Raw genomic sequence first — 13896 nt, 5'->3', positions numbered from 1 at the left:
GAGCAGGCAGGGGTCAACGGCGGCATGCAGGCGACGACCCGCGAACTGGGCAGCGCCATCGGGGTGGCCGTCATCGGCACCCTGCTCACGTCCCGCTTCGTTCACCACCGGTCCGTCTCGGCCGATGTCGGCGGGCGTGTTCCGTACACCGTCGGCGAGGCCCTCGCCACCGCACCCCCGTCCCGGTACGACGCCATCGTGAGCGCCTACACCTCCAGCGCGGCGGCGACCCTGAAGATCGCCGCGGCTATCGTCCTGATCGCCGGGCTGCTCGTCCTCGCCGAAATGACCTGGGCGACCCGGCGAGCGGCCCGCTCCACCCGGGCGGCATCGGGAACGCGACCGAGCACAGCAGTGCGGCACCGGGCAGAGGCGCTCGTCGCCGCCCTCGGCAAAAGGCGCAGGCCGGCAGGGAGTACTTCCGCTGCGCGCTAATCGCCGGTGACCAGGCCACTCGGGAGATGCGCGATCCGGCCACCCTGTATCGAACCTCTGCCGTTGCCGTCCAGCCGTAAATCGACCACGGCCGTGTTGGGCAGCCTGAACGCCTGGGTGAACGCCCGGAACAGCCTCATCTCCGGGCCGGTCGGCGGGACGGGTTCGGTCATGAGCGCCCACAGCACCGCCTGGATGAAAATGCCGTGCGTGAACACCGCGATGGGCTCGTCCGCGCATCGCTGTATCCGTTCGAGAACGCCGTGGGCTCTGGCGAGCAGGCCGGCGAACGATTCGGCGCCGGCACCATCGGTATGGCGAGGATCGGCCCGTCGCCAGTACTCCTCCACCATGGGGCGACGCTCCGCGACGGTGCTCAACCGGCCGTGCAGGGTGGGCAGATAGGTGAACTCGTGGACCGGCCACTCCTCGTGCGGGGTGCCGGGGAAGCGTTCGAGGGTGGGTTGCGCGGTCTGCTTGGTACGGGCGTAGGCCGAGGTCACGATCAGCGCGGGTGGTGCGGAGATCGACGCTGCGAGGTGTACGGCCTGGGCTCTGCCCCGGTCGGTGAGCGAGATCGCCGCCGGGTCCTCCGTCGCCTCGCCGACATTGGCCACGCTCTCCGCATGCCGAATGAGCCAGGCCCGCATCCTGCCCATCCCTTCGTCAGGTGGTCGAGCGAACACTCGGTCCTCGCGGCGGCCCGTGCGGGACACCCTGCTGATCGCGTGCCGGTGTTCTCCCCTAGCACTTCCCGGCTTCAGCGTCTGGTAGTGCTTTGTCGGATGCTCGGCCGACGAGCGTACTGGGGACATGGGTGATCGCATGGAAGAGGATGAACGGCTACTTCATGCCTCGTCATTCGGCGCTGCGGCGGCCGCGTACGCCGAGCACCGCCCGGACTACGCGTCCGCCGCAATCCACTGGGCGCTCGAACCCGCGCCCGGCCCGCGAGTGCTCGACCTCGGCGCCGGAACCGGCAAGCTCACCGCCACCCTGCTCACGCCGGGCGCCGAGGTCATCGCGGTCGAGCCCGACCCGGCGATGCTGACCGAACTGCGCCGTACCCTGTCGGCGGTCCGCGCCCTGCCCGGTAGCGCCGAGTCGATCCCGCTGCCGGACGGTTCCGTCGATGCCGTACTGGCCGGCAACGCCATGCACTGGTTCGACATGGCCGTCGCAGGCCCCGAAATGGCCAGGGTCCTCGCCCCCGGCGGCATCCTGGCCGGCCTGTGGAACCTCCTCGACGACCGCGTCCACTGGGTTGCCGAACTCGCACGGATCAGTGGAAGCGCGGCCATCGGCCCACGCGACACGCCCACGAGCTGGCGCGCCGCGACAACCGGCATGCATTTGCCCAAATCAGGCGCAAGTGGCCGCCCTTGGCCGGATCCACGCTTTCCTCGCGACCAGACCGGAGACCGCCCACGGCGACTTCACCCTCCCGATGCTGACCGGCGTACTGCGCACCCGACGGCTGTGACAAGCCGTTTCGCCCTCAGTCGTCAACGGAACCAGTGGATGCCGTGCGCGCTCATCTGGTCGATCGGCAGATGAGGGTTGGTGGTGCCAGGCCAGCGGCTGCGGCGGTAGTCGAGTGACCGCGGTCGCGGGACATGGGACACGACGACGGCGTATACGGCACGTACCGGAGACCGGCTCGTCGCGCAGCACCGGTGCGGCGGTGGCATCCGTTGAGACCCCGGCGGCTGATGGAAGCCGCCGCCGGGGTCGATCAGTTGGGTACCACCGCTGCCATCGCTGGTCTCGGACGCTGCGATGCCGAAGTGACGTGCCTGCGAGCCAGGCCACCGATTTCGTTATCCGACGTCGTCCATGGTGCCGCGTCCGTGGCAGGTGGTGGTCGCTCTCCGCCGCCCGTGCACCTCAGCCGGAACCAGTAGTAGCCCGTCTGACCAACGTTGTAGCGTTCCTGCGCATAGTCGTGGTTCGCTTTGACGACATCCGTCCAGATGGCATCCTTGCAGCCGCTGCTCGTTTTGCAGAACACCAGGTCGCCGTTGATGGCATTTCTGCTGTCGCCATAAGGAACCAGCGTCAGCGCGATGAGCTCGCCCGCACTGTAGTAGCGTGCCTCCGACGTGACGCTGTACTGCCCGGTTTCGATGATCCGGTTGGCAGGAACGTTTGCGGCGGCGGGTAGCGCGGTGAACATGATCAGGCCGATGAGCCGATGCCGGCCGTTATTCGTTTCAACGCTTCCTCCTGTTTCGGTTTCCGTATGATCGGCGTGTCGTCCACTATCTGATTGAGGGCGTCAATGGCTTGCCGTCGACGACTCCAGGGAGGTTCCCGTGAGCGCTGGGTCGGCCAGGTGTCGCCACTCGGTGAGGAATCGGTGGCGGCCCAGGAACCGCGTGAGCCGGTGCGCCGACCGTCGGCGGGCTTTCTGGAACATCGTGGGTGCGACCGCAGGATTCGCTTCGTCTCGATGAGCTGGGGTTCAGACGCTCGAAGATCTACTGAGGAGTGTGCCGTTGAGAACTCCCACCGAATTCACCTTGGCCCCTGCGTGAGGGCGCGTCCGGCCCCGCCCGGCGATCTGATCGCGCAGACCTGCGCCAACACGCTGGTGACGATGGCCCGGGTGCCGGCGCGCCGCCACATGCTGGACCTGGAGGTGATCGAAGTCGTGTTGCCATAGGGACGCCAGGTGTCGCGCTCCGTGACAGTGGCGGGGCCGGAGGTCGCCGCCGGGGCGGCCTTGAAGGCCGTCTTTCGCCCCAGCGATGGACATGTGAGCTTTTTCCTTTGATCGGATGTGACGGCGGGACACCTGCCTTTCGGTTCTTGCTGTCGCGACTGAGGCCGATGGTGTGATCATCAGCGCCGTGGCTTTGCGGATGATGTCCATCCTTCGGCGGCTGACCTCGCCGGAAGGGTTTCCTTGTTACGCTGGCCGCATGCCGAATGATCTCCCCCTGCATTTGTGAGCCGTTAAGTGCTCTTCGCTTCCCCGGATGCCTGACCTGCAGCACTTTCCCTGGACGCACCCAGTTTTGGCGAACGGCCGCACCAGGCGATCAGCTCAATAGTCCGATCTCACTTGATCGGCTACTTTCTGTAGTAAATTTTCTGCGGCAACGGCACCCATGTCATCAGCAGTAAGCGCAGTGCTCCGCGCATTGAGTGCACTAGCGCCGCCTGTCCGGCGGTGGCACGCTTCTCCCGAAGGAAATGCGCGGCCTGGAGGTCTCATGCAAGCGGTCTTCGATACTTCGGTTATGCCTGTCAGCGAGCGCGTAGAGGGATGGCGGCACGTCACCTCGTCCGCATTGGTGGCCACGAGGTTCCACATCGATAACCCCTCCGCATTCGCCGCACGACTCGACGTGATGCCTTTAGGGGCAGCCCATATCACGGCAATGTCCTATACTAATCTCTCCTCCATTCGGACGCCTCGATTGATCCGGCGATCAGACCCGGAGCACTACCAGATGGCCTTCATCCGCGCCGGGCGGCAGGGGATCGAGCAGAACCGTACGCATGCCCTGGTACACCCAGGTGAGCTGGTGCTCTATGACAGCTCACAGCCGTTCGAGGCGTCGTGCAGTGGCCCCGCGAAGGCGTCGACGATCGTCCTGCAATTCCCCAAGCGCCTGTTACCGTTACCCGCAGCTCACGTGGCCCGGCTGCTCGCGGTCCCGCTCCCCGCCACCGGCGGTATCGGCCGGCTGCTCGCCCAGTTCATGACCACGCTGACCGAGGACCGGATCGACTACACGCCGTTCGACATGCCGCGCCTCGGGCGCACCGCGGTCGACCTCACCGTCGCGGTGCTGGCCCACCACCTCGACGACGACGACCCATCGCCGGCATCCCGGGCCGATCTGCTGGTGTTGCGCATCTTGTCGTTCATCGAGGAGAACCTGCACCGCCCGGACCTGGACCCCGCGGCCATCGCCGCCGCCCACCACATCTCCGTGCGCTACCTGCACCGGATCTTCCAGCAGCACCACGACACGTCCGTCGGCGCCCACCTCCGCACCCGGCGCCTGGACCACTGCAAGCGCGACCTGGCCGATCCCGCCCTGGGGCATGTGCCCATCGCCGCCATCCCCGCGCGCTGGGGCTTCGCCCAACCCGCGGATTTCAGCCGTGTGTTCCGCCGCGAGACAGGTCTGTCACCCAGCGAGTACCGCGCCGCCGCCCGTGCCCGAAGCATCTGATCGTGTTCGAGAGAGATGCCCCGCTTGGTCCCCGAGGCGGGCTTGCCCGCCGGCCATCGCCGCCTGTCGCCGCCCAAGGTCAGGAGTGCCCTTCCACCCGAGGAAACCTGATCTCCACCGACGCCGACGTCGACCGCGTCTTCAGGCGCCGGTGACCGGCTGTTCGGTCCGCCCCATCCACCTGCGCCCGACGACCACCGGCAAGGAACTCCAGGCCATCAACGCCATGCCATGGAAGCCCCTCTGTCCCTCCACCGGCCGGGCGCCGAAGCGAGCACCGGGGAGCGCGCGGCGGACACGCCCCTGACACACCGGCTCAGGCCGGAGCGGCCATACCGATCGCGGCGAGTCTGGCCGGGTCGACAAGGACATGGATGCCGGTGATCCGGCCTTCGGTGACGGTGAAAGCGATGACGGACAGAGGGGTTCCGTCGGGACGCCACGACATGTGACCCGGGATGCCGTTGACCAGCACGGGTCGCTGGCGGGCGACCTCGCCGGAGAACATGCGGGCACCGGTGGCGACCTCGGTGGCGCCGATGGTGACGACCATGCCGGCGGGGGTGTCGACGGTGAGCTTCACGTTCGGGTCGAGGACACGCAGGAGCGCTTCGAAGTCGCCGCTGAGGGCCGCCGTGCGGAATGCCCGGACGACCTCTTGGCGCTCGCGGCCGGAGCCCGCCGGCCGGTCCACGGCCTGGACCTTGCGGCGGGCGCGGCTGGCGATCATCTTGGTGGCATCGGGGGACTTGCCAAGGATCTTGCCGATGTCGCGGAACGGGACCGCGAAGATGTCGTGCAGGACGAACGCCAGGCGCTCGCTCGGAGTGAGCGAGTCGAGTACGACGAGCAGCGCGAAGCCCACCGAATCGGCCAGCGCGACCTGCTCATCCGGTCCAGGCCGAGCCCCTCGGTGTAGAAATCCAGCGCGCGATCCTGGTCGGTGACGTAGATCGTCACGTACATGACGTTGGTCAGCATCCTGTTCTCGATTCACTCGTCGGTGCGATGACCGCTCGTTCTCGGTCGTCGCACCCATGACGAATGCCAACGGGAGAAGGTAACAGGATCGGTCCGCCTGCGGTGTGGCTCTCCAGCATGCCTCGGTTGCGTAGCAGCCCAAGCCGCCGGCCCGGGCAGGCGAGGCCGTCCCGCCAGTGAGAACTACTGCGGCACCTGACATGGAGGCGGATCATCCCGGCGAGCGGGTGCGGTAGCAGCGCAGCCACATCTCGACGCCGTTGTCGACGATCTCCGCGGCCTCCGCGTCCGGCAGGGCGCGCCGCATGCCCCGCACTGGTGGCCATCCCCGTCGGCGTCGGCTCGCTCCCCCAGGCCGCGGTCACCCACTACCGCAGCCGCCCCGACGGCCTCGCCCCGGCCCTGCTCTCGGTGGAACCCGTCGCCGCGGCCTGTCTGCTGGAGAGCCTCACCCGGCGCCGGCAGATCACCCTGGTGACGGGCCGGACCTCCATGGCCGGACTCAACTGCGCACTCCCTCCGCCCTGGCCTGGCCGTACCTGCGAGGCGGACTCGACGCCGCGATCACCGTGACGGACGCGGACACCGCCGCCGCGGCGGGAAAGCCGGCCGCCCTCGGCGTCTCCTCCGGCCCATGCGGCGCCGCCGCCCTCGCCGGAGCCCGCGCGGCCCTGACCGAACACCGGCACGCCCTGCCCGTCGGCCCGGATTCCACCGTCGTCCTCATCAGCACCGAAGGCAGGGCCGCCAATCCCGCATAGTCGTCGGTGCCCTCGATGTGAGAGATATTGATGGCGGGATATCTTTTTACTCTGATTTCGACGCATCCACTTCCATAGGGAATATCAATGTCGCCCGTCCGGTCGAAGAAGCGCGTTGTCGGCGTGACAACGAAGGCTCTCTCCTTTTCGTGCATACCCTTACTTATTTCGAGCTGCCTGCGGAAGGTGCTGCGCAAGGACGAATACAGGGCCACGGTAGAAGGCTACAACGTTGTGACCGACGCTGTGATCCTTGCCGCAGGAATTACATTGTGCAGTGTAGAGTTCTCCGACAGGTCGACCGATCCTGTGGCTGAAGAGTGGCAGGCCATTGAGGATGCGCGTAAACGCGGGGTGGGCGGACGCTTCTGGTCGCCGAGGCCCTGCGAACCGAAGCCGCAAGCCTCTGAGGTGAATCCCTGCACGATGCGGCCAGGTGCTGTGAGTTCACCTGGCCGCACCCGTCTACTTGCCGGTGGGCGCCTCGCCGAGTTCGAGGACGGTGCCGTCCGGCCATTTGAAGGTCAGATGGCGGAACGTGATGGCGGATTTCGTGGACATGGGTGATCTCTTTTCTTCTGTCAGCCGCGCCGGGGCGCGACAGGGATCGGTTCGGCTCCGGCGAGGTACTTGGCGTGGAGCTGACCACAGGCGGCATCGATGCCGGACCCGGTCTGCCGACGCCTGGTCGCGTGGACGCCGCGTAGCGTCACCCCGCGTACGAACTCGTCCACACGGGTGGATGAGGGGGCCGGTAGCGACGTGGCGCGCCCGCCGCCTCGTTGAAGCGGATGACGCTCACGTGGAACAGCTCGGGCCGGGACCGCGCGGCTCGGTGCCGTCCCTCTGGTCTCTCGACCGATGCGGTCACATCACGGTGATGCCGCCTGCGATGGGAAAGGCCGGGCCGACGCGATTCGTGGCTACCAGGCGGGTGCGGAGGAAACGCCGCCGTCCACCACCAGGTTGTGACCGGTCACCCATTCGGCCATCGGCGAGGCGAGGAAGACGCAGGCATCGCCGATGTCCTGGGGCCGGCCTCTGCCGCAGCAGGGCGGCGGACTCCCAGCGGCGGACCCCGTCGGGCCACTCCTCCTCCAGGCCGGGCTTGTCGATCAGTCCCGGGGAGACGACGTTGACGCGGATGCCCAGCGGCGCGTACTCGATGGCCGCGCTACGGGCGTGCATGATGACGGCCGCCTTGGACGAGCAGTAGTGCGCGTGCTGCCGGGCGGGGTGGCTTCCCTCGATGGAGGCGATGTGGGTGATCGACCCGCCGTCCGTCGAGCGCATCACCTCCACCACGGCCTGCGCGCAACCGCGAGCTGGTCCTTGACCAGCGGCCTGATGCCGACCGGCGGGATGCCGCCGGGCAGTTCGTCGGCCGGGTAGACGGGCAGGAAATCGGCGTGGGCCAGTGACGGCGTGCCGCCGACCGCCGTGAGCAGGTTCCCGGCCAGCGCGAAGTGGTACATCTCCTGGACGACGATCCGATGCAGGGCGCGCCTGGCATGGTGGGAGAAGTCCTTGACCGATCATTCCGCGCAGAGGTACGGCGGGATCGTGGCGAACTCCAATCGCATCGCCAGTTGCAACGCGCCCTTGAGATCCTCTGATGAGAGGATCGCCGTGTCCACGTACTCTCTTATCGTCTTCATCTGGAAGTCCCCGCTGTCCCTGGCTTCATCGCATCCCCCGGGCCGCTTGGGTCGTACCTTCGGCCGCCAAGACCCCGGGGGTGAGGGCCGCCCTCCTGCTTAGGGGAGTTTTCCCAGGTCACAGTGGCTGAAGCGAGGCAACCACCCGGCGGTGACATCCCAGACGCGGCCATGTTCCTGGCGGCCGGAGATCCACCGCAGCAGCCGGAACGCGCATTCGCTGACCTCGCGTGAGCCGATGTCCGTCAGGAGCCTGGGCGTGCCGGTCGCGGTACGGGCCGGGCTGCGACGGTCTCCGGCCCGGTCAGCCGCAACCACCGACAGAGGCGCCATCGCCCGGCGGGCAGCACGCGGCCAAGGCCACCTGCAGATCGGCCAGCGCCCGCCGCACCCCGTCGGGGTCGGCGCGGTAGTAGACGGTCTTCCACTCGCGCCGGGAGGTGAGCACCCCGCCCTCACGCAGCGTCGCCAGGTGCGTGGAGGTGGCCGACTGGGCCAGCGACAAGCGCTCGGCCACCTCGCTCACGGTCAGCTCCACCCCGCCCTCGAACAGGAACAGGATCTGCTGGCGGGTGTCGCTGGCCAGGGCCTTGAGGAAGCCGCGCGCCGCGTCGGTGAGCTGGATGCCGCCGCCTGTCGTCTGCATGGCGCGATTCTATCGTATTGTCATTTCCGGATATGAAGATATGATTCTGCGGCATGGACACCATCGTCATCGGCGCCGGCCAGTCCGGCCTCGCCACCGCCCGCGCGCTGCGCGCCGCCGGGCGCACCCCCGTCATCGTCGAGGCCGGCCCGACGCCCACCGGCTCCTGGGCCGGCTACTACGACAGCCTCACCCTGTTCTCGCCCGCCCGCTACAGCGCCATGCCCGGCCAGGACTTCCCCGGCGACGGTGACCGCTACCCCACCCGCGATGAGGTCGTCGCCTACCTGCGGCGCTACGCCGACGGCCTGGACGTCGAGATCCGTACCGGCACCCGTGTCACCGCGGTGGAAGCCGACGGCGCGGGCGGCTTCCTCGTCCACACCGCCGCCGGGGAGACCCTTCACGCCATGGGCGTGATCGCGGCCAGCGGCTCCTTCGGCAACCCCTACACCCCCGCCCTGCCCGGCCAGGACGGCTACCCCGGGCAAGCCCTGCACGTGGCCGGCTACCGCAACCCCAAGCACTACGCCGGGCGGCGCGTCGTGGTGGTCGGCGGCGGCAACTCCGCCGTCCAGGTCGCCTACGAACTGGCCGCGGTGGCCGACGTCACCATCGCCTCACGTCGGCCGCTGCAGCTCATGCCGCAGATCGTCGGCGGCCAGGACGTGCACCACTGGCACACCACCACCGGTTTCGACCGGCTCCCGCCCGCCTGGCTGGCCCGCGTCGCGAGCGGCACGCTGGTCATGGACACCGGCGACTACGCCGCCGCCCTGGGCGACGGCCGTCTGCGGCGCCGTGCGATGTTCACCGCCTTCGACGGCGACCGGCTCATCTGGGCCGACGGCGAACGCGAGCGCGTCGATACGGTGATCTACGCGACCGGCTACCTGCCGCGCCTGGACTACCTGGCTCCGCTCGGCGCCCTCGACGAGGCGGGGCTGCCCCTGCACGCCGGCGGCCTGTCCACCACTCACCTCGGGCTCGGCTACGTCGGACTGGAGTTCCAGCGTTCCTTCGCCTCCAACACCCTGCGCGGCGTCCACCGCGACGCCGAACACGTTGCGGCGCCGATCGCCGCCTACGCCGGGGGCGTCCTGACCGCCTATGGCCTGTGACACGTGTCAGGGTTCCACGGCCGTGTAGCGACGCAGGTCGACGTCGGTGGACGGGGCCCCGGGCAGGACGGCTCCGCCGCCGGCGCGCAGGCCGTCCAGCATGATGTCCACCATCCGGCGCATGGCCTGGTCGCCGGACACGTTGGCCGGAGCGTAGACGTGCAGGGTCATGAGCATGGCGATGTCCAGGGGCCCGGCGTCCGCGCGCAGCGCCCCGTCCGCCTGGGCGCGCGCGGCCAGCTCCAGGACCGTGGCGATCACTCGTTGCCGGATCTCGTCCAGGTCCTGACCGGTGCGCATCTGCCGGTGCAGGTGGGGATCGAGCCTGGCCGCCAGCTCGCCGAGCCGTAGCTCCGCGCAGGAGCGCAGGAAGCGGCACAGCGCGTGCCAGGCGTCGGGCTCCTCCCGGCGAGCGGCCTCGACGAGGTCGGCCAGGCGTCGCAGGGTGTCCTCCGCCACGGCGCGCAGCAGGGCGTCGCGGTCGGGGAAGCGGCGGTAGAGCGTGCCGATGCCCACGCCCGCCTGGCGGGCCACCTCATCCAGCGGAACGTCGATGCCCTGCTCCAGGAACAGCCGCTGAGCGGCCGTGACGATCAGATCCCGGTTACGGCGGGCGTCCGCGCGCAGCCGCGGTGTCGTACCTGCCACGTCTCGGCCGCCTCTCGAACTGGACGATTCTTCTCCGCTTAGGTTACAGTCAACAAAGCGGAGTAATTTCATCCGGTTATGGGGTGTGTCATGAGCGAGCGGACCGTACTGATCTCCGGAGCCGGCGTCGGCGGCCCGACGCTGGCGTACTGGCTGGCCAGGAACGGCTTCCGGGTCACCGTCGTCGAACGGGCCCGGGAGCCGCGCTCCAGCGGGAACCCGGTGGACGTCAAAGGGCCGGCCGTCGGCATCGCCCAGCGGATGGGCATACTGCCTCGGCTGCGTCAGGCCGCCACCGGCAACGCCGGGCTCACCTTCGTCGACGCGAACGGCAGGCGGACCGGCCGGCTGGACATGCGCGCCGTCCAGCGGCCGGGCGAGATCGAACTGCCCCGCGCCGACCTGTCCGCCATCCTGTTCCAGGCCGGCCGCGAGCACGCCGAGTACGTCTTCGACGACTCCATCGCCTCGCTCGCCCAGGACGAGCACGGGGTCGAGGTCACCTTCGAGCGCGGTACGGCACGCCGCTTCGACCTGGTGATCGGGGCCGACGGGCTGCACTCGGTGACCCGGCGGCTGACGTTCGGCACCGGCCTCGTGCACCACATGGGCCTGTACGTCGCCACCATGCCGCTCGGCGGCGAGCCCGGTCCCGGCCAAGGCATCAGGGACATCGTCATGCACAACGTGCCGGGCAAGGCCGTCGCCGTCTGCCCCGTCCCGGGTGGTGAGGGGGCGTTCTTCCTCTACCGCGCCCCGGCCGAACCCGGCTTCGACCCCCGCGACACCGGCCGGCACAAGCGGATGCTGGCGCGCGCGTTCGCCGGGGTGTCCTGGCGCGCTCCAGAGCTGCTGGAGCGGGTCCGCGCCGCCGACGACCTGTACTTCGACGCGGTGAGCCGGGTCGCCCTGCCCCGCTGGTGGCAGGGCCGGGTGGCGCTGCTCGGCGATGCGGCGTCCTGCGCGTCACTGTTCGGTGACGGCTCGACCCTGGCCATGGCGGGGGCGTACACGCTGGCCGGGGAACTGGCCGCCGGCCCGGACGACCCGCCGTCGGCGTTCCGCCGCTACGAGAGCCGGCATCGGCGTCTGGCCGATTCCAGGCAGCGCGGCGTCGGCCTGGCCGCGGGGCTCCTCGTACCCGCGACCCGGCGCGGAATCCTCATGCGGAACCTGGCCATCCGGGTGTGGCCGGCCGTCTCCGCCGCCGCCCGGCTGCGCGGCGCACTGCCCGGCTCGCGCGTACCGGCCGCGACCAGCGCTTCGACACGCGGGCAGGACGGCGGTCCCACGAACGATCGCTCCTAGCGACGGCGAACAGCCGGCGCGTGATCCTCCATGACGGTCGCCGTCCACCCGGTGCCGGCCACGGCCGGAATGCCCAGTCCGCGGGCCACGATCGAGGCGTGTGACAGTGGCGCGCCAAGGCCGGTCACGACGGCGGCGGCCCGTGGAGAGATCACATGGACCCGTTCGCGGCGCGGGCAGCGCGGCGAACGGCTCGTCGTGGGTCTTCCAGTGCAGGTAGATCGTGCCTTTGGCGACGCCGGCAGGCCGGTGCGTGGGGAGGTGCGAGTGTTCACCTGGCGTTCGCCCACCTCCCATAGATACCTGTCGATATCGATAGGGGCCGAAATAGTCGGACATCGATATGCTGTGGCGGGAGTGCTCATGACCAGCACCTACAAGCGCGAGGACCTGACCATCGACCAGCAGCTCGCCCTGACCACCGCGGCACGGCGGCTGCGCGAGGCGTTCACCGGTGTGTTCGGCACCGAGACGATCGAACGCCTCTGCACAGCAGCTACGAGCAGTTCGCCGCCAAGGCGGCGGTGGCGAACTTCCTGCCGCTGCCGGCCGAACGGTTCGCCCGCCAGCGGTTGCACGCCCTGGCCCGGGTCGAGGGCAAGGGCGACGGACGGCCGATCGTGCTGTTCTTGTGCGTGCACAACGCCGGACGCTCGCAGATGGCGCTGGGGTTCTTCACTCACCTGGCCGGTGAGCACGCGGTCGGGCGGTTCGGAGTTCGCCGGTGAGATCAACCCGGCCGCCGTGGCCTCGATGGCCGAGCGGGGCATCGACATCTCTCGCGAGTTCCCCAAGCCGTGGACCGCCGAGATCGTCCAGGCCGCCGACGTGGTGGTCACCATGGGCTGCGGCGACGCCTGCCCCGTCTACCCCGGCAAGCGCTACCTGGACGGGGAGCTGGACGACCCCGATGGCCGCACGACCGATGAGGTCCGGCCGATCCGCGATGAGATCGAGCGCCGGGTCCGGGGGCTACTGGCCGAGCTGGAGGTACCCTTGCCGCGGCCGTGAATAGGCGAGTATCAATATGGCATATGGTGGATTCGACGCCGATCGATGCCAGTCGCGTTCGATCCGAGCCGAGCTGGAGGATGCGATGGACCTGCTGCAACTCCTGGAGTGCAGCCCCCCGCTGGCACGCGAGCCGCTGAACGCCGGCCAGGCCGCCGCGATCGCCCGCGTGTTCAAGGCGCTGGGTGACCCGGTACGGCTGCGCATCTTGTCCATCGTGGCCAGTCGCGAGGGCGGCGAGGTCTGCGTGTGCGACATCACCGGCGCCTTTGAGGTCTCCCAGCCCACCATCTCCCACCACCTCAAGGTGCTCAAGGAGGTCGGCCTGCTGGTCAGCGAACGCCGGGCCTCGTGGGTGTACTACCGCTTGGTCCCCGAAACCCTCGGCGAACTGTCGAGCCTGCTGAACCTACCCGCCACCACCACAGGAACCCCATGACCTCCACCTCCGCGCACGCCCCGGCACGCCAGGCCGCAGTGATCGGCGCCCTGTCGGCCCTGGACCGGCTGCTGCCCCTGTGGATCGGCCTGGCCATGGCCGCCGGGCTGCTGCTGGGCCGCCTGCTGCCCGGCCTGAACACCGCGCTGGACACGGTGAAGATCGGCCAGATCTCGCTGCCCATCGCGCTCGGCCTGCTGCTGATGATGTACCCGGTGCTGCCCGTCCTGGTCGCCCTGGTCTACGTCGGCCTGGCCGGCCGGCGCCTGTTCGGCAAGGAGCCCGCCCATGCCCCTGCTGCCTAGCGTGCTGTTCGTCTGTGTCCACAACGCCGGACGCTCCCGGATGGCCGCCGGATGGCTGTCGCATCTGGCCGGTGATCGCATCGAGGTCCGCTCGGCCGGATCGCGGCCCGCGGCGGAGATCAACCCGGTCGCGGTGTTCGCCATGCGCGAGGTGGGCATCGACATCACCGGCCACCAGCCCAAGATCCTCACTGTTGACGCCGTCGAGGGCTCGGACGTGGTGATCACCATGGGCTGCGGCGACGCCTGCCCGATCTTCCCCGGCAAACGCTATGAGGACTGGGCTCTGGCGGATCCCGCCGGGCAGGACATCGAGGCCGTGCGGATGATCCGGGATGAGATCCGCGAGCGGATCGAGAAGCTGATCGGCGAACTGCTGCCGCAGTAGACGAG

General features: G+C 69.1%; 20 protein-coding genes and 2 pseudogenes. 12 read left to right on the top strand and 10 right to left on the bottom strand.

Annotated features, from left to right (window positions below; translation table 11 throughout):
* The first annotated feature begins 24 nt into the window (after window positions 1-24).
* Window positions 25-435 carry a hypothetical protein gene (locus C1I98_RS02250; protein WP_111165365.1) on the top strand — a complete coding sequence of 137 codons (411 nt, stop codon included), beginning with the start codon at window positions 25-27 and terminating at the stop codon, window positions 433-435.
* On the opposite strand, the gene C1I98_RS02245 is transcribed toward C1I98_RS02250, so the two are convergent.
* Window positions 432-1085 carry a histidine phosphatase family protein gene (locus C1I98_RS02245; RefSeq protein ID WP_158557875.1) on the bottom strand — a complete coding sequence of 218 codons (654 nt, stop codon included), beginning with the start codon at window positions 1083-1085 and terminating at the stop codon, window positions 432-434. The genes C1I98_RS02250 and C1I98_RS02245 overlap by 4 nt on opposite strands.
* A gap of 175 nt (window positions 1086-1260) precedes the next feature.
* Here C1I98_RS02245 and C1I98_RS02240 point away from each other — a divergent pair, with 175 nt between their 5' ends.
* On the top strand, window positions 1261-1992 hold the full coding sequence (locus C1I98_RS02240; protein ID WP_233507045.1) for a class I SAM-dependent methyltransferase: 732 nt from the start codon (window positions 1261-1263) through the stop codon (window positions 1990-1992).
* Window positions 1993-2170: 178 nt separating this feature from the next.
* Here C1I98_RS02240 and C1I98_RS40285 read toward each other — a convergent pair whose 3' ends face one another.
* Window positions 2171-2611: a hypothetical protein gene (locus tag C1I98_RS40285; protein ID WP_146607252.1), complete on the bottom strand. Its 441-nt coding sequence runs from the start codon at window positions 2609-2611 to the stop codon at window positions 2171-2173.
* A 357-nt stretch (window positions 2612-2968) separates the two neighbouring features.
* On the opposite strand from C1I98_RS40285, the gene C1I98_RS44880 reads away from it, so the two are divergent.
* Together C1I98_RS44880 and C1I98_RS02235 are read left to right on the top strand one after the other, a co-directional pair.
* Window positions 2969-3100 (top strand): hypothetical protein, encoded by a 132-nt coding sequence (locus tag C1I98_RS44880; protein WP_267898010.1) that lies wholly within the window; start codon window positions 2969-2971, stop codon window positions 3098-3100.
* 448 nt (window positions 3101-3548) lie between these two features.
* Window positions 3549-4625, top strand: a complete 1077-nt coding sequence (locus C1I98_RS02235) for an AraC-like ligand-binding domain-containing protein (RefSeq protein WP_306461833.1) — start codon at window positions 3549-3551, stop codon at window positions 4623-4625.
* Window positions 4626-4941: 316 nt separating this feature from the next.
* Here the strand turns inward: C1I98_RS02235 and C1I98_RS02230 are convergent, their stop codons facing one another.
* On the bottom strand, window positions 4942-5676 hold the full coding sequence (locus C1I98_RS02230; RefSeq protein WP_233507044.1) for a sigma factor-like helix-turn-helix DNA-binding protein: 735 nt from the start codon (window positions 5674-5676) through the stop codon (window positions 4942-4944).
* 235 nt (window positions 5677-5911) lie between these two features.
* Between C1I98_RS02230 and C1I98_RS46300 the strand changes: the two genes are divergently transcribed.
* Entirely contained in the window at window positions 5912-6367 is a 456-nt protein-coding gene (locus C1I98_RS46300) for a pyridoxal-phosphate dependent enzyme (protein ID WP_158557873.1), read from the top strand.
* Window positions 6368-6948: 581 nt separating this feature from the next.
* On the opposite strand, the gene C1I98_RS41100 is transcribed toward C1I98_RS46300, so the two are convergent.
* From C1I98_RS41100 to C1I98_RS02205, 5 genes and pseudogenes are all read right to left on the bottom strand, one after another.
* Complete coding sequence (locus tag C1I98_RS41100; protein ID WP_158557871.1) at window positions 6949-7101, bottom strand: hypothetical protein; 153 nt, start codon at window positions 7099-7101, stop codon at window positions 6949-6951.
* Window positions 7102-7234: 133 nt separating this feature from the next.
* Window positions 7235-7660 carry an SDR family oxidoreductase gene (locus C1I98_RS46295; protein ID WP_199536667.1) on the bottom strand — a complete coding sequence of 142 codons (426 nt, stop codon included), beginning with the start codon at window positions 7658-7660 and terminating at the stop codon, window positions 7235-7237.
* Window positions 7660-7881: pseudogene (locus tag C1I98_RS02215) on the bottom strand (ferritin-like domain-containing protein); the annotation flags it as partial. The gene C1I98_RS46295 and the pseudogene C1I98_RS02215, both read right to left, overlap by 1 nt.
* Before the next feature lie 21 nt (window positions 7882-7902).
* Window positions 7903-8025 (bottom strand): ferritin-like protein, encoded by a 123-nt coding sequence (locus C1I98_RS43500; RefSeq protein WP_233507042.1) that lies wholly within the window; start codon window positions 8023-8025, stop codon window positions 7903-7905.
* A 304-nt stretch (window positions 8026-8329) separates the two neighbouring features.
* Complete coding sequence (locus C1I98_RS02205) at window positions 8330-8671, bottom strand: ArsR/SmtB family transcription factor (protein ID WP_111165360.1); 342 nt, start codon at window positions 8669-8671, stop codon at window positions 8330-8332.
* 53 nt (window positions 8672-8724) lie between these two features.
* Between C1I98_RS02205 and C1I98_RS02200 the strand changes: the two genes are divergently transcribed.
* Window positions 8725-9792, top strand: a complete 1068-nt coding sequence (locus C1I98_RS02200) for a flavin-containing monooxygenase (RefSeq protein WP_111165359.1) — start codon at window positions 8725-8727, stop codon at window positions 9790-9792.
* A gap of 6 nt (window positions 9793-9798) precedes the next feature.
* Here C1I98_RS02200 and C1I98_RS02195 read toward each other — a convergent pair whose 3' ends face one another.
* Window positions 9799-10440 (bottom strand): TetR/AcrR family transcriptional regulator, encoded by a 642-nt coding sequence (locus tag C1I98_RS02195; protein ID WP_158557869.1) that lies wholly within the window; start codon window positions 10438-10440, stop codon window positions 9799-9801.
* 90 nt (window positions 10441-10530) lie between these two features.
* Here C1I98_RS02195 and C1I98_RS02190 point away from each other — a divergent pair, with 90 nt between their 5' ends.
* Window positions 10531-11748 carry an FAD-dependent monooxygenase gene (locus C1I98_RS02190; protein WP_111165357.1) on the top strand — a complete coding sequence of 406 codons (1218 nt, stop codon included), beginning with the start codon at window positions 10531-10533 and terminating at the stop codon, window positions 11746-11748.
* On the opposite strand, the gene C1I98_RS43495 is transcribed toward C1I98_RS02190, so the two are convergent.
* Complete coding sequence (locus C1I98_RS43495) at window positions 11745-12113, bottom strand: PEP-utilizing enzyme (protein ID WP_233507040.1); 369 nt, start codon at window positions 12111-12113, stop codon at window positions 11745-11747. The genes C1I98_RS02190 and C1I98_RS43495 overlap by 4 nt on opposite strands.
* A 159-nt stretch (window positions 12114-12272) precedes the next feature.
* Here C1I98_RS43495 and C1I98_RS45275 point away from each other — a divergent pair, with 159 nt between their 5' ends.
* The 5 genes and pseudogenes from C1I98_RS45275 to C1I98_RS02165 all read left to right on the top strand — a co-directional run bounded on the left by C1I98_RS45275 (window position 12273) and on the right by C1I98_RS02165 (window position 13891).
* Window positions 12273-12476, top strand: coding sequence for a hypothetical protein (locus tag C1I98_RS45275; RefSeq protein WP_306461832.1), 204 nt, complete (start codon window positions 12273-12275; stop codon window positions 12474-12476).
* Window positions 12439-12759 (top strand): arsenate reductase/protein-tyrosine-phosphatase family protein, encoded by a 321-nt coding sequence (locus C1I98_RS42565; RefSeq protein WP_306461831.1) that lies wholly within the window; start codon window positions 12439-12441, stop codon window positions 12757-12759. Before C1I98_RS45275 ends, C1I98_RS42565 begins: the two co-directional genes overlap by 38 nt.
* Before the next feature lie 85 nt (window positions 12760-12844).
* The gene (locus tag C1I98_RS02175; RefSeq protein WP_111165356.1) at window positions 12845-13198 is read left to right on the top strand and encodes an ArsR/SmtB family transcription factor; all 354 of its coding nucleotides are present in this window, start codon (window positions 12845-12847) and stop codon (window positions 13196-13198) included.
* Window positions 13195-13419: pseudogene (locus C1I98_RS02170) on the top strand (ACR3 family arsenite efflux transporter); the annotation flags it as partial. The gene C1I98_RS02175 and the pseudogene C1I98_RS02170, both read left to right, overlap by 4 nt.
* A gap of 67 nt (window positions 13420-13486) precedes the next feature.
* Window positions 13487-13891 carry an arsenate reductase ArsC gene (locus C1I98_RS02165; protein ID WP_111165355.1) on the top strand — a complete coding sequence of 135 codons (405 nt, stop codon included), beginning with the start codon at window positions 13487-13489 and terminating at the stop codon, window positions 13889-13891.
* Window positions 13892-13896: the final 5 nt, after the last annotated feature.

The sequence above is a fragment of the Spongiactinospora gelatinilytica genome (assembly GCF_003236385.1).
In the GTDB taxonomy this organism is placed as follows: Bacteria; Actinomycetota; Actinomycetes; order Streptosporangiales; family Streptosporangiaceae; genus Spongiactinospora; species Spongiactinospora gelatinilytica.
This window is presented reverse-complemented; position numbering and strand designations above follow the sequence as displayed.